The 20090-nt window shown below is 56.4% G+C and carries 14 protein-coding genes; 11 read left to right on the plus strand and 3 right to left on the minus strand.

Annotation, left to right across the window (positions count from 1 at the left end):
* Positions 1-20: 20 nt before the first annotated feature.
* Complete coding sequence (gene barA, locus ACWKX3_RS18740; protein ID WP_006178263.1) at positions 21-2780, minus strand: two-component sensor histidine kinase BarA; 2760 nt, start codon at positions 2778-2780, stop codon at positions 21-23.
* Positions 2781-2837: 57 nt separating this feature from the next.
* Here barA and rlmD point away from each other — a divergent pair, with 57 nt between their 5' ends.
* The 6 genes from rlmD (at position 2838) to queE (ending at position 11322) form a co-directional block, all read left to right on the plus strand.
* On the plus strand, positions 2838-4136 hold the full coding sequence (rlmD, locus tag ACWKX3_RS18745; protein WP_337285645.1) for a 23S rRNA (uracil(1939)-C(5))-methyltransferase RlmD: 1299 nt from the start codon (positions 2838-2840) through the stop codon (positions 4134-4136).
* Between the two features lie 51 nt (positions 4137-4187).
* A complete protein-coding gene (gene relA, locus ACWKX3_RS18750; protein WP_006178261.1) occupies positions 4188-6419 on the plus strand; it encodes a GTP diphosphokinase in 2232 nt (743 codons plus the stop codon).
* A gap of 66 nt (positions 6420-6485) precedes the next feature.
* A complete protein-coding gene (mazG, locus tag ACWKX3_RS18755; RefSeq protein ID WP_137272758.1) occupies positions 6486-7277 on the plus strand; it encodes a nucleoside triphosphate pyrophosphohydrolase in 792 nt (263 codons plus the stop codon).
* A gap of 223 nt (positions 7278-7500) precedes the next feature.
* Entirely contained in the window at positions 7501-9138 is a 1638-nt protein-coding gene (gene pyrG, locus ACWKX3_RS18760) for a glutamine hydrolyzing CTP synthase (RefSeq protein ID WP_006178258.1), read from the plus strand.
* Between the two features lie 82 nt (positions 9139-9220).
* A complete protein-coding gene (gene eno / locus ACWKX3_RS18765) occupies positions 9221-10519 on the plus strand; it encodes a phosphopyruvate hydratase (protein ID WP_006178256.1) in 1299 nt (432 codons plus the stop codon).
* A gap of 131 nt (positions 10520-10650) precedes the next feature.
* Entirely contained in the window at positions 10651-11322 is a 672-nt protein-coding gene (gene queE, locus ACWKX3_RS18770; protein ID WP_454542204.1) for a 7-carboxy-7-deazaguanine synthase QueE, read from the plus strand.
* A gap of 84 nt (positions 11323-11406) precedes the next feature.
* Here the strand turns inward: queE and queD are convergent, their stop codons facing one another.
* Positions 11407-11772 carry a 6-carboxytetrahydropterin synthase QueD gene (queD, locus tag ACWKX3_RS18775; protein WP_167519829.1) on the minus strand — a complete coding sequence of 122 codons (366 nt, stop codon included), beginning with the start codon at positions 11770-11772 and terminating at the stop codon, positions 11407-11409.
* A 305-nt stretch (positions 11773-12077) separates the two neighbouring features.
* Here queD and cysJ point away from each other — a divergent pair, with 305 nt between their 5' ends.
* The 3 genes from cysJ to cysH all read left to right on the plus strand — a co-directional run bounded on the left by cysJ (position 12078) and on the right by cysH (position 16406).
* Positions 12078-13883: an NADPH-dependent assimilatory sulfite reductase flavoprotein subunit gene (gene cysJ / locus ACWKX3_RS18780; protein WP_006178253.1), complete on the plus strand. Its 1806-nt coding sequence runs from the start codon at positions 12078-12080 to the stop codon at positions 13881-13883.
* Positions 13883-15595 carry an assimilatory sulfite reductase (NADPH) hemoprotein subunit gene (gene cysI, locus ACWKX3_RS18785; protein WP_006178252.1) on the plus strand — a complete coding sequence of 571 codons (1713 nt, stop codon included), beginning with the start codon at positions 13883-13885 and terminating at the stop codon, positions 15593-15595. The genes cysJ and cysI overlap by 1 nt, the downstream gene beginning before the upstream one ends.
* 76 nt (positions 15596-15671) lie before the next feature.
* Complete coding sequence (cysH, locus tag ACWKX3_RS18790; RefSeq protein ID WP_006178250.1) at positions 15672-16406, plus strand: phosphoadenosine phosphosulfate reductase; 735 nt, start codon at positions 15672-15674, stop codon at positions 16404-16406.
* Between the two features lie 124 nt (positions 16407-16530).
* Here the strand turns inward: cysH and ACWKX3_RS18795 are convergent, their stop codons facing one another.
* Positions 16531-17574 (minus strand): aminopeptidase, encoded by a 1044-nt coding sequence (locus ACWKX3_RS18795; protein ID WP_454542205.1) that lies wholly within the window; start codon positions 17572-17574, stop codon positions 16531-16533.
* 238 nt (positions 17575-17812) lie between these two features.
* On the opposite strand from ACWKX3_RS18795, the gene cysG reads away from it, so the two are divergent.
* Together cysG and cysD are read left to right on the plus strand one after the other, a co-directional pair.
* Positions 17813-19171: a siroheme synthase CysG gene (cysG, locus tag ACWKX3_RS18800; RefSeq protein ID WP_454542206.1), complete on the plus strand. Its 1359-nt coding sequence runs from the start codon at positions 17813-17815 to the stop codon at positions 19169-19171.
* Positions 19172-19180: 9 nt separating this feature from the next.
* The gene (gene cysD, locus ACWKX3_RS18805; RefSeq protein WP_006178246.1) at positions 19181-20089 is read left to right on the plus strand and encodes a sulfate adenylyltransferase subunit CysD; all 909 of its coding nucleotides are present in this window, start codon (positions 19181-19183) and stop codon (positions 20087-20089) included.
* Position 20090: the final 1 nt, after the last annotated feature.

The raw sequence follows: 20090 nt of genomic DNA on the forward strand, positions 1-20090 counted from the left end.
AGCGCCACCGGGCTTTTACCTCAGTTCCCCAACAGCTTCATCGCTTCCCGCGTGACGTTATCCATCTCATCCAGCAGTTCCAGGAATTCTGGCTCAAGCTCCGATTCTGGCGTACCTGCCCGCAATTGCTGCTCCAGCAGCTGGCACAGGTTTTTCAGCCTCGGTACGCCGCTGTAGCCGCAGCTCCCGTGCAGCTTGTGAATAGCCTCAAGCAGGCCGTCAGGATTTTCGCCAACCAGTTGTTCTTCCACTTTATTGCGAATTTCCGGCAGGAAGGCGACCAGCATCTGCAGCATCTCGCGGGCCAGATCCGGTTTACCCGCCGCCTGTCGCAGCGCCAGCTGCCAGTCGAAGGTCGCGTTTTGATTGACGCTAATCTCTGCGGGCTCGGCTGAAAACGTATAGGTTCCGCCGATATGCCCGGGCTTATAGCGCAGCAGCAGGCTGTGCAGCTTCTCTTCGTCGATCGGTTTTGCAAGATAATCATTCATCCCGGCGCTGAGGAGTTTCTCTTTCTGCCCGGCCATCGCATGAGCGGTGACGGCAATGACCGGCGTCTGCTGCTGGTGTGGAAGCTGGCGGATCAGTTCGCAGGCGCGAATGCCGTCCATGCCCGGCATCTGAATGTCCATCAGGATCAGATCGAACTGCATCTGTTTAGCCTGTTCAACCGCCTGTGCACCGCTGTCGCACAGTTCAACGTGCTGCACCTGATCTTCCAGCAGCACGCCAATCAGCTTCAGGTTTGCCGGGTTGTCGTCCACTGCCATCACGGTCATCGGCAATTTGTGTTCGTCGTTAACCAGCGGCAGGGGCTGGTTGCTCAGGCGACAATATTCCGTTAACGCAGGCAGCAGACGTGTGGCGGTGAGCGGTTTCAGAAGGCAGGCGGCGGCCCCGTCGTTTTTAAGCTCTTCCGCGTTAATTTGCGCGTGGCAGGGCAGCGCCAGCAGCAGGTAGTCGGTCATCGCCGCGGCTTTTGCCAGGCGCTCCTGCTGCATGGTCAACTCACCGGTAAAGGTGACAGGAATACCCATCAGCAAAATATCGTAATGTTCAACGGCGAGCGCGGAGAAGGTCGGGCTGTAAATCACCTCCAGCGGCGTGGTGCTTAGCACGTCCAGCGTACACTGGGCGGCTGCCGCGTTTGGCTCAACGTAGGCCAGACGCATCCCTTTCAGGCAGTCGGTGATCGGGCCGTCCGTCAGCACGTTAGGGTTCAGGTCAAGGTTAATGTGGAACCAGAAAGTGGAGCCTTTATTCGGCTGGCTGTGGAAGGAGATATCTCCTCCCATCTCTTTGACCAGTTTTTGAGTGATGACCAGCCCCAGCCCGGTGCCGCCATGACGGCGGGAAATACTCGCATCTGCCTGGCGGAACGCCTGGAACAGGCGCGACTGATCGCGCTCCGGAATGCCGATGCCGGTGTCACGGATCTGCACCTCAATCTGCACTTTGTTGTTACTCAGCGCCCGCTTCTCGACCAGAATGTCGATGTTGCCGCTTTCGGTAAACTTAATGGCGTTCCCCACCAGGTTGGTGATGACCTGCTGCAGACGCAGCGGGTCGCCAATCACGTTGTCCGGCACGTCGTTCTTGATGTTGAGCGTCAGCTCCAGCCCTTTATCGTGCGATGAATGGGCAAGCAGCGTCACCACTTCATCCAACGTGCTGCGCAGCGGGAAAGGAATGCTCTCAAGGATCAGCTTCCCGGCTTCCAGCTTTGAGAAGTCCAGCACGTCGTTGATGATGGTCAGCAGGTTATTGGCCGACCGTTCGATGGTGTGCAGGTGATCGCGCTGGGTGGGGTTCAGCTCGCTTTTGAGCGTCAGGCGGGTAAAGCCGATCACGCCATTGAGCGGAGTACGCAGCTCGTGCGACATATTGGCAAGGAACTCAGACTTGATACGCGCCGCTTCCTGGGCGCGCTTTTTGGCGAGATCCAGCTCAACGTTCTGGATCTCCATCTGCTCCAGCGTCTCGCGCAAATCGGAGGTCGCCTGGTCGACGTTATGCTGCATCTCTTCGTGATAGGCCGCCAGCGACATCGCCATTGAGTTAATGCCGTTTTTGAGCATATCCAGCTCGCCCAACATAAAGCCTTCCACGCGGCTGTCGAGCTGGCCGCGGCGAATGCGGTCAACGGTGTTGACCATGTTGCGGATAGGCCCCGTGACGTCGCGCATCAGCCGCCAGCCAAAAATCAGGGCGATGCCAATGCAGAACAGCATCATCAGGCCCGAGATAAAAATCTCTTTGTACTGCTGCAGCCGGACCGATTTCAGATCAAGCTCCAGCGCCACGTAGCCCAGCATATTGCTGCTGGACTTGGCGTCAGACAGGGCTGATTCATCCGGCGAATAGCTCTCTGAGATAATGGGCGTGCGCAGGATCATAATATCGCCCCGCCGGAGCACGGTGAGATGGCGGGGGAAGGGAGAACCGTCCGGGATTTTCAGCTCGGCAGGATCGAGATGAAAATTCGACGTGACGAACAGACGGTTGTGCTCGTCATACACGGATATGGCGCGCACGATCTCGGAGTGGCGGCGATGCAGCACGCTGATGAGCTGGCCGATGGATTCACGGTTTTGCAGGTTCATCCCATACTCGCTGGAGACGGCGAGCGGCTCAATGATGCTCGCTCCCGCATCTTCCAGCTGCCGCTGTAAATCGTTATAGCGGTGGACGACAAAGAAGATGCTCAGCAGCAAACCGATGAGAACGGTCGGGGCGAGGATCAAAATCATCATGCGCGCACGCAGGCTGTAGTTGGTCATGGCGTTCCGTTATGGGACAATTAGGACAATTATGTTTATTTGAGAAAAATCTCGGCAATGGCGCAATTCTACTCTGCAAAGCGACGCGTGACGACGCGTCAGATCATAACTGTTGAAGCCACCGAACTTGATCCCTTCGGTCAGGGGGTTGCACGGCACAATGGCAAGGCTCTGTTTATAGCAGGTTTGCTGCCATCGGAACGAGCAGAAATCACTCTGACGGAAGATAAGCGCCAGTATGCCCGTGGGCAGGTGAAACGCCGTTTGAATGATAGCCCTGAACGCCGCGCACCACGTTGCCCGTACTTTGGCGTCTGCGGTGGCTGTCAGCAGCAGCATGCGAGCGTTGCCCTTCAGCAGGAGAGCAAAAGCCGCGCGCTGGCGCGCCTTATCAAACACGATGTTGACGAGATTATCGCCGACCAGCCCTGGGGCTACCGCCGCCGTGCCCGTCTGAGCCTCAGCTACCAGCCCAAAACAGCACGTCTGGAGATGGGTTTTCGTAAAGCGGCCTCCAGCGATATCGTGGATATCAGGCAATGCCCCATTTTGGTGCCCCGTCTTGAGGCATTGCTCCCGGACGTGCACGCTTGTCTCTCTACGCTAGACGGCGTACGTCATCTGGGACATATCGAACTGGTGCTGGCGAACAACGGTCCGCTGATGGTGCTTCGCCATACCGCTGCGCTGTCGAAAAAAGATCGCGAAAAACTGGAACGCTTTTCGCATTCACAGGATCTCGCCCTGTTCCTTGCGCCGCAAAGCGAGATACTGGAGCAGGTTACGGGAGAGGCCCCCTGGTACGCCTCAAACGGGCTACGCTTAACGTTCAGCCCACGGGATTTCATCCAGGTGAATGACGGGGTGAATCAGCAGATGATCGCTACCGCACTGGCCTGGCTGGACGTGCAACAGAGCGACCGCGTGCTCGACCTGTTCTGCGGAATGGGGAACTTCACCCTGCCGCTGGCGCAGCAAGCTGCCAGCGTGGTTGGCGTGGAGGGCGTTGAGGCGCTGGTGGCGAAAGGCCAGGAAAATGCCCGAGAGAACGGGTTGCAAAATGTGACATTCTTTCATCAAAATCTTGAGGATGATGTCACGCAACAACCCTGGGCAAGACAGGGCTTTGACAAGATCCTGCTCGACCCGGCCCGCGCCGGTGCGCCGGGAGTCATGCAACATATTATTAAACTCGCGCCAAAGCGTGTGGTCTATGTTTCCTGTAATCCGGCAACGCTTGCCAGAGACAGCGAAGCATTAGTGAGCGGGGGTTACCAGATTCAGCGTCTGGCAATGCTGGACATGTTCCCGCACACTGGTCATCTGGAATCGATCGTGTTGTTTGAGCACATCTAATGAGTTTGGCTTGTCGACTTCGACAGGCCCTGGTCCCTAAAGGAGAGGACGATGGTTGCGGTAAGAAGTGCACATCTTAATAAAGCTGGTGAGTTTGACCCACAGAAATGGATCGCAAGTCTGGGAATTTCCAGCCAGCAGTCGTGTGAACGCTTAACCGAAACCTGGGCCTATTGTCTTCGCACCACCACAGGGCACCCTGACGCCGAACTCCTGCTGTGGCGCGGCATCGAAATGGTCGAAATCCTGTCCATGCTGAACATGGATATCGAAACGCTGCAGGCAGCGCTACTGTTCCCGCTGGCAGACGCGGACGTGGTCAGTGAAGACGTGCTGGTTGAAAGCGTCGGAAAACCCGTGGTGTCATTGATTCACGGCGTGCGGGATATGGCGGCCATTCGCCAGCTTAAAGCGGCGCAAACCGATTCAGTCTCGTCGGATCAAGTCGATAACGTGCGTAGAATGCTACTGGCGATGGTGGATGATTTCCGCTGCGTGGTGATTAAGCTGGCGGAGCGGATTGCCCACCTGCGCGAGGTGAAAGATGCCCCGGAAGACGAGCGCGTGCTCGCCGCGAAGGAGTGCACCAATATTTATGCGCCGCTGGCCAACCGCCTGGGTATCGGCCAGCTGAAGTGGGAACTGGAAGATTACTGCTTCCGCTATCTGCACCCGGCGGAGTACAAGCGCATTGCGAAACTGCTGCATGAGCGCCGTATCGATCGCGAGCACTACATCGAAGAGTTTGTCGGCGGCTTACGCAAGTCGATGAAAGAAGAGAACGTGCGGGCTGAAGTGTATGGCCGCCCGAAACACATCTACAGTATCTGGCGCAAAATGCAGAAAAAACATCTCGCCTTTGACGAGTTGTTTGACGTGCGCGCCGTGCGGATCGTGGCGGAGCGCCTGCAGGACTGCTATGCCGCTCTGGGGATAGTGCATACTCACTTCCGCCATCTGCCGGACGAGTTTGATGACTACGTCGCCAACCCGAAACCGAACGGCTATCAGTCCATTCATACCGTGGTGCTTGGCCCGGGCGGCAAGACGGTTGAAATCCAGATCCGTACCAAACAGATGCACGAAGAAGCCGAACTGGGCGTGGCCGCGCACTGGAAGTACAAAGAGGGCACCTCTGGCGGAGCGCGCTCCGGCCATGAAGACCGCATCGCCTGGCTGCGCAAGCTGATTGCGTGGCAGGAAGAGATGGCCGATTCCGGTGAAATGCTCGACGAAGTTCGCAGCCAGGTCTTTGACGACCGGGTGTACGTCTTTACGCCGAAAGGCGACGTTGTCGATCTGCCGGCGGGCTCTACGCCGCTCGACTTTGCCTATCACATTCACAGCGATGTGGGGCACCGCTGCATCGGCGCGAAAATCGGCGGGCGCATTGTGCCGTTCACCTATCAGCTGCAGATGGGTGACCAGATCGAAATCATCACCCAGAAGCAGCCGAACCCGAGCCGGGACTGGCTTAACCCGAACCTGGGCTATGTCACCACCAGCCGCGGACGGTCTAAAATTCACGCCTGGTTCCGCAAGCAGGATCGTGACAAAAACATTCTTGCCGGTCGCCAGATCCTTGACGACGAGCTGGAACATATCGGCATCAGCCTGAAAGAGGCGGAGAAATTCCTGCTGCCGCGCTACAACTTTAACGAGCTTGACGAGCTGCTGGCGGCGATTGGCGGCGGGGATATCCGTCTCAACCAGATGGTCAACTTCCTGCAGGCGCAGTTCAACAAGCCGAGTGCGGAAGAGCAGGACGCGGCGGCGCTCAAGCAGCTTCAGCAGAAAACCTACGCCCCGCAGCAGCGCAGCAAAGACAATGGCCGGGTGGTGGTTGAAGGGGTAGGTAACCTGATGCACCACATTGCCCGCTGCTGTCAGCCGATCCCTGGCGACGATATCGTCGGCTTTATTACGCAGGGGCGTGGGATCTCTATCCACCGCTCCGACTGCGACCAGCTCGCCGAGCTGCAATCGCACGCGCCGGAGCGCATCGTGGAGGCCGTCTGGGGCGAAAGCTACTCCGCCGGGTATTCGCTGGTGGTCCGTGTCACCGCAAACGACCGCAGCGGCCTGCTGCGCGATATCACGACCATTCTCGCCAACGAGAAGGTGAACGTGCTGGGCGTTGCCAGCCGCAGTGATACCCGCGAGCAGCTTGCCACTATCGATATGACTATCGAAATCTACAACCTGCAGGTGCTGGGCCGCGTGCTCGGCAAACTGAACCAGGTGCCGGATGTGATTGACGCCCGTCGTCTTCACGGCGGTTAAACACACTCTTCTGCAGGCCGGGTAAGGCTTCGCCGCCACCCGGCTTATTTTTTAATGGAAAAGACTATGACGCAAATCGACCGCCTGCTCGGCATCATGAAACGCCTGCGCGACCCGGAAAACGGCTGCCCGTGGGACAAAGAGCAGACATACGCGACCATCGCCCCGTACACGCTTGAAGAGACCTATGAAGTGCTGGACGCCATTTCTCGCGAAGATTTTGACGACCTGCGCGGCGAGCTGGGCGATCTGCTGTTCCAGGTGGTGTTCTACGCCCAAATGGCGCAGGAAGAGGGGCGTTTTAACTTTGACGATATCTGCGCCGCCATCAGCGACAAGCTGGAGCGCCGTCATCCGCACATTTTTGGCGATGCCACCGCGGGCAACAGCACGGAAGTGCTGGCGCGCTGGGAAGCGATCAAAAGCGCCGAACGCGCGGAAAAATCCCAACACTCTGCGCTGGACGACATCCCGCTGAACCTGCCCGCGCTGATGCGCGCCCATAAAATTCAGAAACGCTGTTCTGCCGTTGGCTTTGACTGGACCTCTCTCGGCCCGGTGCTGGATAAAGTGCATGAAGAAATTGATGAAGTGATGCACGAAGCGCAGCAGGCCGTGGTGGATGAGGCGAAACTCGAGGAGGAGATGGGCGATCTGCTGTTTGCCACCGTCAATCTTTCACGCCACCTGGGGGTAAAAGCGGAAACCGCGCTGCAAAAAGCCAACATAAAGTTTGAACGACGCTTTCGTGAAGTCGAACGCATTGTGGCCTCGCGCGGCCTGGAAATGACCGGGATTGACCTTGATGTGATGGAAGAGGTGTGGCAGGAAGTAAAACGCCAGGAATCTGATCTCTAACGGTATTTTGCGATCAAGCGCAATTTGTGTGATTTTTTAAATGACAAGCGCTTGATTTGCGTCAAAAACATTTACCCAAAAGGGGCTATTTTCTCACACCTTATGTTTGTCATGGCCTGGAATGGAGACGGAGAATGAATGTTTGTGGCGCTCGCCGTGTTCGGGTATACTACTTTCCCGTCCTGGTTATTCCATCGTTTCACCCTAACTTCTCAGGTTCAGCATGACAACGAACTATATTTTTGTGACCGGCGGGGTCGTATCCTCTCTGGGTAAAGGCATTGCCGCAGCCTCCCTCGCAGCCATTCTTGAAGCCCGTGGCCTCAATGTGACCATGATGAAACTGGATCCGTACATCAACGTCGATCCGGGCACCATGAGTCCAATCCAACACGGGGAAGTGTTCGTTACTGAAGACGGCGCTGAAACCGATCTGGATCTTGGCCACTACGAGCGTTTCATCCGCACCAAAATGACCCGTCGTAACAACTTCACGACTGGCCGCATCTACTCTGACGTTCTGCGTAAAGAGCGCCGTGGCGACTATCTTGGCGCGACCGTTCAGGTTATCCCGCACATTACCAATGCCATCAAAGAGCGCATTGTCGCCGGTGGCGAAGGCCATGACGTGGTGCTGGTTGAAATCGGCGGTACCGTAGGTGATATCGAATCCCTGCCGTTCCTGGAAGCGATTCGCCAGCTGGCGGTGGATATTGGTCGTGAGCACGCGCTGTTCATGCACCTGACGCTGGTGCCTTACATGGCAGCCGCAGGTGAAGTGAAAACCAAACCGACGCAGCACTCGGTAAAAGAACTGCTTTCTATTGGTATTCAGCCAGATATCCTGGTGTGCCGCTCCGATCGCGCGGTGCCAGCGAACGAACGTGCGAAAATTGCATTGTTCTGTAACGTGCCGGAAAAAGCCGTTATTTCAATGAAAGACGTCGATTCCATTTATAAAATCCCGGGCCTGTTGAAATCACAGGGCCTGGACGATTATATTTGTAAACGATTCAGCTTGAACTGTCCGGAAGCTAACCTGTCTGAATGGGAACAGGTTATTTATGAAGAAGCGAACCCGGCAGGCGAAGTGACTATCGGCATGGTAGGTAAGTACATTGAACTGCCAGATGCCTATAAGTCAGTTATCGAAGCGCTGAAACACGGTGGTCTGAAGAACCGCGTTTCTGTGAACATCAAGCTGATTGATTCGCAGGATGTTGAAACGCGTGGCGTCGAAATCCTGAAAGATCTGGATGCGATTCTGATCCCTGGCGGCTTCGGCTACCGCGGTGTAGAAGGCAAGATCGCCACCGCGCGCTATGCGCGTGAAAACAATATTCCTTACCTCGGCATTTGCCTGGGTATGCAGGTTGCGCTGATTGAATTTGCGCGCAACGTCGCGGGGATGGAAAACGCGAACTCTACGGAATTTGTGCCAGACTGTAAGTACCCTGTCGTGGCGCTTATCACTGAATGGCGTGACGAAGAAGGTAACGTCGAAGTCCGTACCGAGAAGAGCGATCTGGGTGGCACTATGCGTCTTGGCGCACAGGCCTGCCAGCTGTCCGACGATAGCGTGGTTCGCAAGCTGTATGGTGAACCGACCATTACCGAGCGCCATCGTCACCGCTATGAAGTCAACAACATGTTGTTGAAACAGATTGAAGCTGCGGGCCTGCGCGTTGCGGGCCGCTCCGGGGACGATCAGTTAGTCGAGATCATCGAGGTGCCAAACCATCCGTGGTTCGTTGCCTGCCAATTCCACCCGGAATTTACTTCAACGCCGCGTGACGGGCATCCGCTGTTTGCAGGTTTCGTGAAAGCCGCCAGCGATTACCAGAAGCGTCAGGCGAAGTAAAAAAAGTTAGAACGGCAACGCGTACCTTTGGTACGCGTTGTTTGTCTGGAGTTTTAGTTTAACTTGTACTGAGGAAAATCTAATGTCCAAAATCGTTAAAGTCATCGGTCGTGAAATTATCGACTCCCGTGGTAACCCGACCGTTGAAGCTGAAGTTCATCTGGAAGGTGGTTTCGTCGGTATGGCAGCTGCTCCATCAGGTGCTTCTACGGGTTCCCGCGAAGCGCTGGAACTGCGCGATGGCGACAAATCCCGCTTCATGGGCAAAGGCGTCCTGAAAGCTGTTGGCGCTGTAAACGGCCCTATTGCTCAGGCAATCCTTGGCAAAGATGCCAAAGACCAGGCTGGCATCGACAAGATCATGATCGATCTGGACGGTACTGAAAACAAATCTAACTTCGGTGCGAACGCAATCCTGGCCGTGTCTCTGGCTAACGCCAAAGCGGCAGCTGCGGCTAAAGGTCAGCCACTGTTCGAGCACATCGCTGAACTGAACGGCACCCCAGGCAAATACTCCATGCCTGTACCAATGATGAACATCATCAACGGTGGTGAGCACGCAGACAACAACGTTGATATTCAGGAATTCATGATTCAGCCAGTTGGCGCGAAAACCCTGAAAGAAGCGGTACGTATGGGTTCTGAAGTGTTCCACAACCTGGCGAAAGTTCTGAAAGCTAAAGGTATGAACACGGCTGTAGGTGACGAAGGTGGCTACGCGCCAAACCTGGGTTCTAACGCAGAAGCACTGGCTGTTATCGCTGAAGCGGTAAAAGCAGCAGGTTACGAGCTGGGCAAAGACATCACCCTGGCGATGGACTGTGCAGCATCTGAATTCTACAAAGACGGTAAATACGTTCTGGCTGGCGAAGGCAACAAAGCGTTCACCTCCGAAGAGTTCACTCACTTCCTGGAAGACCTGACCAAACAGTACCCAATCGTTTCTATCGAAGACGGTCTGGACGAGTCTGACTGGGATGGTTTCGCATACCAGACCAAAGTACTGGGCGACAAAATCCAGCTGGTTGGTGACGACCTGTTCGTAACCAACACCAAGATCCTGAAAGAAGGCATCGAGAAAGGCATCGTTAACTCCATCCTGATCAAATTCAACCAGATCGGTTCTCTGACCGAAACTCTGGCTGCGATCAAGATGGCGAAAGACGCTGGCTACACCGCTGTTATCTCTCACCGTTCTGGCGAAACTGAAGATGCGACCATTGCTGACCTGGCAGTGGGTACCGCTGCAGGCCAGATCAAAACCGGTTCTATGAGCCGTTCTGACCGTGTTGCTAAATACAACCAGCTGATTCGTATCGAAGAAGCCCTGGGCGAAAAAGCACCATACAACGGCCGTAAAGAGATCAAAGGTCAGGCTTAATCCTGAACCTGCGTTCTGATAAAAACCCGCTTCGGCGGGTTTTTTTATGTCTGCGCTAAAGCAGCTCTCGCACATGACCTTGAGGGCAACATCTGCGATAATTAGTGTTCACCCCATTAACAGAGTTGACTATGCAGTACCCGATTAACGAGATGTTCCAGACCCTGCAAGGCGAGGGTTACTTTACCGGCGTTCCCGCTATTTTTATTCGTTTACAGGGATGCCCGGTTGGCTGCGCCTGGTGTGATACCAAACATACGTGGGATAAACTCGCAGATCGGGAAGTGTCGCTGTTTAGCATTCTGGCGAAAACCAAAGAGAGCGATAAGTGGGGCGCGGGCAACGCGGAAGATCTGCTGGCTATCATCGGCCGTCAGGGCTGGACGGCACGCCATGTGGTGATCACCGGCGGTGAACCCTGCATTCACGACTTAATGCCGTTGACCGAACTGCTTGAGAAGAACGGCTATAGCTGCCAGATCGAAACCAGCGGTACCCATGAAGTTCGCTGCTCTCACACGACCTGGGTCACGGTCTCGCCGAAGGTAAACATGCGCGGCGGATACGACGTGCTGTCTCAGGCGCTGGAGCGCGCGGATGAGATTAAACATCCGGTTGGCCGCGTGCGGGATATCGAAGCCCTGGACGAACTGCTGGCGACGCTGACGGATGAAAAACAGCGCATCATTGCGCTACAGCCCATCAGCCAGAAAGAGGATGCCACACGCCTGTGCATCGAAACCTGCATTGTGCGTAACTGGCGTCTGTCTATGCAAACGCATAAGTACCTGAATATTGCTTAAAAAAAAGCCCGGTGGCGCTAGCGCTTACCGGGTCTGTTTTGTAGGCCGGATAAGACGCTTTGCGTCGCCATCCGGCACTTAGCTTCACTCGCCGCGATAGATACAGCCTGCCGTGCAGGTCTCTTTGATCATCACCGCGCTGAGCAGCGGCACCAGCGGTTTCACCTGATCCCAAATCCACTTTGCCAGCACTTCGCTGGTCGGGTTTTCAAGGCCCGGAATATCGTTCAGATAGTAGTGATCCAGACGATCGTACGTCGGTTTGAACGCCGCTTTCAGCTCGGCGAAATCCATGATCCAACCGGTATGCGGATCGACTTCACCTGTGATTTCAAGACGCACCATGAAAGAGTGCCCGTGCAGACGGCCACATTTGTGCCCGGCGGGAACGTGTGGAAGATGGTGTGCGGCTTCGAAGATGAAATCTTTAAACAGTGTGGTGGACATCATGAACTCTCAAATAATGCGGAAAAAACCGCCGCATAGTACCGGAAAGCACATTTTTTAGCATTAACTAAAACGGCCTTTACAGTGACGGCTGCAAAAAGTGACCCAAATTATGGTTTTTATTTTTCTATATCAGTAACTTAATTAATCGCTTTTATCGTTAAGAACGATAACTAAAATAGGTTAGTTCATTTGGTTATTAATTATTTCCATCCCTTCTTTAATTGTTATTATCCTCGCCGTTAACCTTATCTTCAGTTTGGATTTATTCGCTTAAGGTCCGCTTTGCTACTGGAACATAACGACGCATGACAACACAGGCCCCACCTTCAAACTTGCTTCCGCTAAACCCGGAGCAACTGGCGCGCCTTCAGGCCGCGACCACTGATTTTTCACCCACACAGCTCGCCTGGGTCTCCGGCTATTTCTGGGGAATGTTGAACCAGCAGCCTGGTGCTGTGGCGACGGCGCCTGCTGCTGTCGCACAACCCCCGGCCATTACCCTGATTTCCGCCTCGCAGACGGGTAACGCGCGCCGCGTGGCAGAGCAGCTTCGCGATGATCTGCTGGCAGCCAAACTGAACGTGAACCTGGTGAATGCCGGGGAGTATAAATTCAAACAAATCGCGTCGGAAAAACTGCTGGTGGTGGTGGCCTCTACCCAGGGTGAAGGTGAACCCGCTGAAGAAGCGGTAGCGTTGCATAAGTTCTTGTTCTCGAAGAAAGCCCCTAAGCTTGAGGGTACCGCCTTTGCCGTGTTCGGCCTGGGCGATACTTCCTATGAATTCTTCTGCCAGTCCGGAAAAGATTTCGACAGCAGGCTGGCGGAACTGGGCGCAGAACGTCTGCTGGATCGCGTGGATGCGGATGTGGAATACCAGCCCGCGGCGGCCGAGTGGCGTGCACGTATTGTTGACGTGTTGAAATCGCGCGTCCCGCAAGAGTCCCCAGCCCAGGCGGCGGTTACCGCCGCTGGCGCAGTGAACGATATTCACACCAGCCCGTATACCAAAGAAGAGCCGCTGACGGCGAGCCTCTCCGTTAATCAGAAAATTACCGGTCGCGACTCTGAAAAAGACGTTCGCCATATCGAAATCGATCTCGGCGACTCTGGCCTGCGCTACCAGCCGGGCGATGCGCTGGGCGTCTGGTATCAAAACGACCCTGCGTTAGTGAATGAGCTGGTGGAGTTGCTGTGGCTGAAGGGCGATGAACCCGTCACCCTGGACGGCAAAACGCTGCCGCTTGCCGAAGCACTGCAGTGGCATTTTGAGCTGACGGTGAATACCGCCAATATCGTTGAGAACTACGCCACCTTAACGCGCAGCGAATCGCTGCTGCCGCTGGTGGGCGATAAAGCGAAGCTGCAGCATTACGCGGCGACCACGCCGATTGTCGATATGGTGCGTTTTTCTCCGGCACAGCTGGATGCCGACGCCCTGATCGGCCTGCTGCGCCCGCTGACGCCGCGCCTATACTCCATTGCCTCCTCGCAGGCAGAAGTGGAAAACGAAGTGCACGTCACCGTGGGCGTAGTGCGTTACGACATCGAAGGCCGCGCGCGGGCTGGTGGCGCCTCGAGTTTCCTGGCCGACCGCGTGGAAGAAGAAGGCGACGTGCGCGTGTTCATTGAGCACAACGATAACTTCCGCCTGCCGGCCAACCCGGAAACGCCGGTCATTATGATTGGCCCGGGCACCGGCATCGCGCCGTTCCGCGCCTTTATGCAGCAGCGCGCGGCGGACGAGGCACCGGGCAAAAACTGGTTGTTCTTCGGCAACCCGCACTTTACCGAGGATTTCCTCTACCAGGTTGAGTGGCAGCGCTATGTCAAAGAGGGCGTGCTCTCGCGCATCGACCTGGCCTGGTCTCGCGACCAAAAAGAAAAAGTCTACGTACAAGACAAACTGCGCGAACAGGGCGCAGAGCTGTGGCGCTGGATCAATGACGGTGCCCACATTTATGTCTGCGGCGACGCCAATCGCATGGCGAAAGACGTTGAGCAGGCGTTACTGGAAGTGATTGCCGAATTCGGCGGTATGGACGTCGAAACGGCGGACGAGTTTTTAAGTGAGCTGCGCGTTGAGCGCCGTTATCAGCGAGATGTCTACTAATGAGCGAAAAACATCCTGGCCCACTGGTGGTCGAAGGCAAACTGTCTGATGCCGAGCGCATGAAGGTAGAGAGCAACTACCTGCGCGGCACCATTGCCGAAGATTTGAACGACGGTCTGACCGGCGGTTTCAAAGGCGATAACTTCCTGCTGATCCGTTTCCACGGGATGTACCAGCAGGACGACCGCGATATCCGCGCCGAGCGCGCGGAGCAGAAGCTGGAGCCGCGCCACGCGATGCTGCTGCGCTGCCGCCTGCCGGGTGGGGTGATCACCACGAAACAGTGGCAGGCGATCGACAAGTTTGCCGGTGAAAACACTATTTACGGCAGCATCCGTCTGACCAACCGTCAGACCTTCCAGTTCCACGGCATTCTGAAGAAGAACGTCAAACCGGTGCATCAGATGCTGCACTCCGTGGGCCTGGACGCGCTGGCGACCGCCAACGACATGAACCGTAACGTGCTCTGCACCTCGAACCCGTACGAGTCCGAGCTGCATGCCGAAGCCTACGAATGGGCGAAGAAGATCTCCGAACATCTGCTGCCGCGCACCCGTGCCTATGCGGAGATCTGGCTCGATCAGGAAAAAGTCGCGACCACCGACGAAGAACCGATCCTCGGCCAGACCTATCTGCCGCGTAAGTTCAAAACCACGGTGGTGATCCCGCCGCAGAACGATATCGATCTGCACGCCAATGACATGAACTTCGTGGCGATCGCTGAAAACGGCAAGCTGGTCGGCTTTAACCTGCTGGTGGGCGGTGGTCTCTCCATTGAACACGGGAATAAGAAAACCTACGCTCGTACCGCGAGTGAGTTTGGCTACCTGCCGCTGGAGCACACGCTGGCCGTCGCGGAAGCGGTGGTTACGACCCAGCGCGACTGGGGAAACCGTACCGACCGTAAGAATGCCAAAACCAAATACACCCTTGAGCGCGTGGGCGTTGAGACGTTCAAAGAGGAAGTGGAGCGTCGCGCAGGTATTAAATTTGAACCGATCCGTCCTTATGAATTCACCGGTCGCGGCGACCGCATTGGCTGGGTGAAAGGTATCGACGATAACTGGCACCTGACGCTGTTTATCGAAAATGGCCGTATCCTGGATTATCCGGGCCGTCCGCTGAAAACCGGTCTGCTGGAAATTGCAAAAATTCACCAGGGCGAGTTCCGCATTACCGCTAACCAGAACCTGATTATTGCCGGCGTGCCGGAAAGCCAGAAGGCGACGATCGAGGCGCTGGCGCGGGAACACGGATTGATGAACGCCGTCAAGCCGCAGCGCGAAAACTCGATGGCCTGCGTGTCATTCCCGACCTGCCCGCTGGCGATGGCCGAGGCGGAACGCTTCCTGCCATCGTTTACCGACAAGGTCGAAGCGATTCTGCAAAAATACGGTATCCCGGACGAGCATATTGTTATGCGCGTTACCGGCTGCCCGAACGGCTGTGGCCGTGCGATGCTGGCCGAGCTGGGGCTGGTTGGCAAAGCGCCGGGCCGCTACAACGTTCACCTTGGCGGTAACCGTATGGGGACACGTATTCCACGGATGTACCGCGAAAACATCACGGAGCCGGAAATTCTCGATTCCATTGACCAGCTTGTCGGGCGCTGGGCGAAAGAGCGCGAAGCGGGTGAAGGCTTCGGCGACTTTACGGTGCGTGCGGGCATCATCCGCCCGGTGCTCGATCCCGCACGGGATTTTTGGGAGTAACATCCCGACGGTTTAACAGGTGTTGTAGGCCGGGCATACGCCGTGCCGCCCGGCAAAACAGGCTAACGAGGTCTTTATGTCCGTACTCGATCTAAACGCGCTTAACGCATTGCCAAAAGTCGAACGTATTCTGGCTCTCGCAGAAACCAACGCGCATCTCGAAACGCTGGACGCCGAAGGGCGCGTGGCGTGGGCGCTGGAAAACCTGCCGGGTGACTATGTGCTCTCGTCGAGCTTCGGTATCCAGGCGGCGGTCAGCCTGCATCTGGTGAACCAGATCCGCCCGGACATTCCGGTGATCCTCACCGATACCGGCTACCTGTTCCCTGAAACCTACCGGTTTATTGACGAGCTGACGGACAAGCTCAAGCTGAACCTGAAGGTCTACCGCGCGACGGAAAGCGCGGCCTGGCAGGAGGCACGCTACGGCAAGCTGTGGGAGCAGGGCGTTGAGGGCATTGAGAAATACAATGAGCTTAACAAGGTCGAGCCGATGAACCGGGCGTTAAAAGAGCTGAATGCGCAAACCTGGTTTGCCGGTTTGCGTCGCGAGCAGTCCGGCAGCAGGGCCTCGCTGCCGGTACTGGCGGTGCAGCGCGGCGTGTTTAAGGTACTGCCAATCATCGACTGGGATAACCGGACGGTATATCAGTATCTGCAAAAACACGGGTTGAAATACCATCCGCTATGGGATGAAGGCTATCTGTCGGTAGGGGATACCCACACCACGCGTAAATGGGAGCCGGGCATGGCCGAAGAAGAGACGCGCTTCTTCGGGCTGAAGCGCGAATGCGGGTTGCACGAAGGGTGATCAGCTTTCAGCCCTCTCCCTGTGGTGCTGCGCTTACCGGGCCTACAGGCGATGGGTGTTTGCCCCCTCTCCCTGTGGGAGAGGGTTGGGGTGAGGGCATCTGGCCGCACGATGCTAAAAAACCTCAGGCTTTCCCTGCTTTCGCCAGCTCCTTCACCAGCGGCAGCATCACCTTCACGACGTCGCGGCTGCGGTGCTCAATCCGCTTCGGCAGGGCACTGTCAATGTGCTGCTGATTATCCAGCCTGACGTCATGCCAGCTTGTTCCATCGGGGAAGGATTTTGATTTAGCGCGCTGCTGATAGCCATCTTTTTGACCCAGCCCCCAGTTGGTGGCCTCGACGTACAGGACCGGGATCCCCGCTTTATCAAACACTTCACCGTCGTTGCAGCAGCCGGTGCCTTTAGGGTAATCCGGGTTACCGCCAGGGTTCGTAGAGGCATAGACCCCGTGACTGCGTGCAATAGCCAGCGCCCTGTCGCGCGTTAATTTACGCACGGTGCTCGGGGTGCTCTGTCCGCTATTGAAATAAAGCTTATCGCCAACGATCAAATTATCGAGGTTAATCACCAGCAGCGTATTTTTCTTCTCGTCATTGCTCATGCGCTTAAGGAGATTCTCAGCGCCGAGTTTTCCTTCCTCTTCACCGCTGGTCGCAATAAAACGAATGCCGTATTCCGTCGGGATATTTTTCAGCCGTTCGGCCAGCTCAAGCATGACGCCCAGCCCCGCCGCGTTATCGTCAATTCCCTGTAACGTCAGCCCGCCGAGATTATTATCGGTGTCGGCGTCACTCATCGGCGCAAAGGTATCGAGATGCGCCATGATGATAATCTGTTCGGCTGATTTCCCCTCATGCGCGGCAATGACGGTACTGCCGGTCACGTTGTGCCAGTTTTTCATTTTATTGCGCGAGGTATAGATATAGCGGCTGTGAAACGAGCGGATATCGCTCTGGTAGCCCATATCGGCAAACTGCTGGCGAATATAGTCGGCGGAGAGCATCTCGGCGGGCGTGCCGGTCATGCGGCCAGGAAAGACCGTCGCAATATGCCGCGCCTGCTGGTTCGCGATTTCGCCCAGCGGTGTATTTTTGGCCTGAGCCGCAAAAATAAAGCAAACGCCGAACGCCAGAGCAGCAATACGGCGGCGCGTTGCGGAAAACATAGTGAGTCCTTAAAACAGAGCAAAATTTTAACTCGCGTAGTATGAAACTGTGATCCGGTATACACAATTTGAATTGCGCTTAAATGCCCGAATTTTCGCGAGTTAAGCACTTTTTGATATTTGCTTTTCTGAGGCGTTATTCCATTGAGTAACTACTCATTCCAATTCGTAATTTCATTCGTTCTAAACCGCCCCCTATAGTCCCTCTATTCCTCATTTTTAGTTGAGCTGTCGCGTTGTGGATTACCTGCCTTTATTTGCTGCCATTAAAGATCGTCCGGTGCTGGTTGTTGGCTCGGGCGAGATCGCCGAACGCAAAATTGCCTTTTTGCGGCGGGCTGGCGCGCGCATACAGGTGATCGAAGGCGAGGATTTTCACGACTCGCTGCTCGATAACGTGGTGCTGGTGATTGCCGCCACCGACGATCGCGCGGTTAATCGCCGGGTCTTCGACGCTGCCAATGCGCGCCACCGCCTGGTCAACGTGGTGGATGACCAGCCGCTCTGCTCATTTATCTTTCCCTCGATTGTCGATCGTTCCCCGCTGCTGATTGCTATCTCCTCCGGTGGGAATGCGCCCGTGCTGGCGCGCCTGCTGCGTGAAAAGCTTGAAGCGCTGCTTCCCGCAAGCCTCGGACGGATGGCGGAGGTGGCAGGGAACTTCCGCGAGCGGCTCAAAACGCAGGTGAAAACCACCGACGGACGCCGTCGATTCTGGGATCGTGCCTTCCGGGGACGCTTCGCCAGCCTGATGGCCGCGGGCAATGAACGCGAGGCGGAGGAGGTGCTGGAAGCCTCGCTGACGCAGCCGGAGCAGGCGCAGGGGGAAATTATTCTGGTGGGTGCCGGGCCGGGCGATGCGGGGCTGTTGACCCTGCGCGGCCTGCAGGTGATCCAGCAGGCGGATGTCGTCTTTTACGATTATCTGGTCACCGACGGCGTGCGCGAGCTGATCCGCCGCGACGCAGAGCAAATCTGCGTGGGCAAACGCGCTGGTGAGCACTCGGTGGCGCAGCATGAAACCAATGCAATGCTGGTTGCGGCGGCAAAAGCGGGCAAAACCGTGGTGCGCCTGAAGGGCGGCGATCCCTTTATCTTCGGGCGCGGCGGCGAGGAGCTGCAGGCGGCGGCCGACGCGGGCGTACCGTTCCAGGTGGTGCCCGGCATTACGGCGGCGTCCGCCGTCACGGCCTACGCCGGCATTCCGCTGACGCATCGCGATTATGCCCAGAGCGTGACCTTTGTCACCGGCCATTACAAGGCCGACAGCACGCCGTTTGACTGGTCGCATCTGGCCCAGAGCCGTCAGACGCTGGCGATCTACATGGGCACCATGAAAGCGGCCGACATCAGCGAACAGCTTATTCAGCACGGTCGCGACGCCACGACGCCCGTTGCCGTGATTTCACGCGGCACGCGCGTCGATCAGCACGTCGCGACCGGCACATTACACGACCTTGCACGCCTCGCGAAAGACGCGCCCATGCCCGCCCTGATCGTGGTGGGGGAAGTGGTGCAACTGCACGACACGCTCGCCTGGTTTCAACATACAACAGACGCAGAGAACCTCCGTTCTTCTGTGGTGACTCTGGCTTAAGGAACGGTTATGGACCAAAAACGACTTACTCACCTGCGGCAGCTCGAAGCGGAAAGTATCCATATTATCCGCGAAGTGGCGGCCGAGTTCTCTAATCCGGTGATGATGTACTCCATCGGCAAAGACTCCAGCGTAATGCTGCATCTGGCGCGTAAAGCGTTTTATCCGGGCACGCTGCCGTTCCCGCTGCTGCACGTTGATACCGGCTGGAAATTCCGTGAGATGTACGCGTTCCGCGACCGTACCGCCAAAGCCTATGGCTGCGAGCTGCTGGTGCATAAAAACCCGGAAGGGGTGGCGATGGGCATTAACCCGTTCGTGCACGGCAGCGCAAAACACACTGACATCATGAAAACCGAAGGGCTGAAGCAGGCGCTGAATAAATACGGTTTTGACGCGGCCTTTGGCGGCGCGCGCCGTGATGAAGAAAAATCCCGCGCCAAAGAGCGTATCTACTCCTTCCGCGACCGTTTCCACCGCTGGGACCCGAAAAACCAGCGCCCGGAGCTGTGGCACAACTACAACGGCCAGATTAACAAAGGTGAAAGCATCCGCGTCTTCCCGCTCTCCAACTGGACCGAGCTGGATATCTGGCAGTATATCTTCCTGGAAAATATCGACATCGTTCCGCTGTACCTGGCCGCCGAACGTCCGGTGCTGGAGCGTGACGGCATGTTGATGATGATCGACGACGATCGCATCGACCTGCAGCCGGGCGAGGTGATCAAAAAACGGATGGTGCGCTTCCGGACGCTCGGCTGCTGGCCGTTGACCGGCGCGGTGGAATCCAGTGCGCAAACGCTGCCGGAGATCATCGAAGAGATGCTGGTCTCGACCACCAGTGAACGACAGGGCCGCGTGATTGACCGCGACCAGGCAGGCTCCATGGAGCTGAAGAAACGTCAGGGTTATTTCTAAG

Source organism: Enterobacter sp. UPMP2052, assembly GCF_053709675.1.

What these genes read in the sequence shown, in the direction of transcription:
- barA (WP_006178263.1), bottom strand. Translation starts at nt 2,780, where the DNA reads ATGACCAACTACAGCCTGCGTGCGCGCATGATGATTTTGATCCTCGCC.
- rlmD (WP_337285645.1), top strand. Translation starts at nt 2,838, where the DNA reads ATGGCGCAATTCTACTCTGCAAAGCGACGCGTGACGACGCGTCAGATC.
- relA (WP_006178261.1), top strand. Translation starts at nt 4,188, where the DNA reads ATGGTTGCGGTAAGAAGTGCACATCTTAATAAAGCTGGTGAGTTTGAC.
- mazG (WP_137272758.1), top strand. Translation starts at nt 6,486, where the DNA reads ATGACGCAAATCGACCGCCTGCTCGGCATCATGAAACGCCTGCGCGAC.
- pyrG (WP_006178258.1), top strand. Translation starts at nt 7,501, where the DNA reads ATGACAACGAACTATATTTTTGTGACCGGCGGGGTCGTATCCTCTCTG.
- eno (WP_006178256.1), top strand. Translation starts at nt 9,221, where the DNA reads ATGTCCAAAATCGTTAAAGTCATCGGTCGTGAAATTATCGACTCCCGT.
- queE (WP_454542204.1), top strand. Translation starts at nt 10,651, where the DNA reads ATGCAGTACCCGATTAACGAGATGTTCCAGACCCTGCAAGGCGAGGGT.
- queD (WP_167519829.1), bottom strand. Translation starts at nt 11,772, where the DNA reads ATGATGTCCACCACACTGTTTAAAGATTTCATCTTCGAAGCCGCACAC.
- cysJ (WP_006178253.1), top strand. Translation starts at nt 12,078, where the DNA reads ATGACAACACAGGCCCCACCTTCAAACTTGCTTCCGCTAAACCCGGAG.
- cysI (WP_006178252.1), top strand. Translation starts at nt 13,883, where the DNA reads ATGAGCGAAAAACATCCTGGCCCACTGGTGGTCGAAGGCAAACTGTCT.
- cysH (WP_006178250.1), top strand. Translation starts at nt 15,672, where the DNA reads ATGTCCGTACTCGATCTAAACGCGCTTAACGCATTGCCAAAAGTCGAA.
- ACWKX3_RS18795 (WP_454542205.1), bottom strand. Translation starts at nt 17,574, where the DNA reads ATGTTTTCCGCAACGCGCCGCCGTATTGCTGCTCTGGCGTTCGGCGTT.
- cysD (WP_006178246.1), top strand. Translation starts at nt 19,181, where the DNA reads ATGGACCAAAAACGACTTACTCACCTGCGGCAGCTCGAAGCGGAAAGT.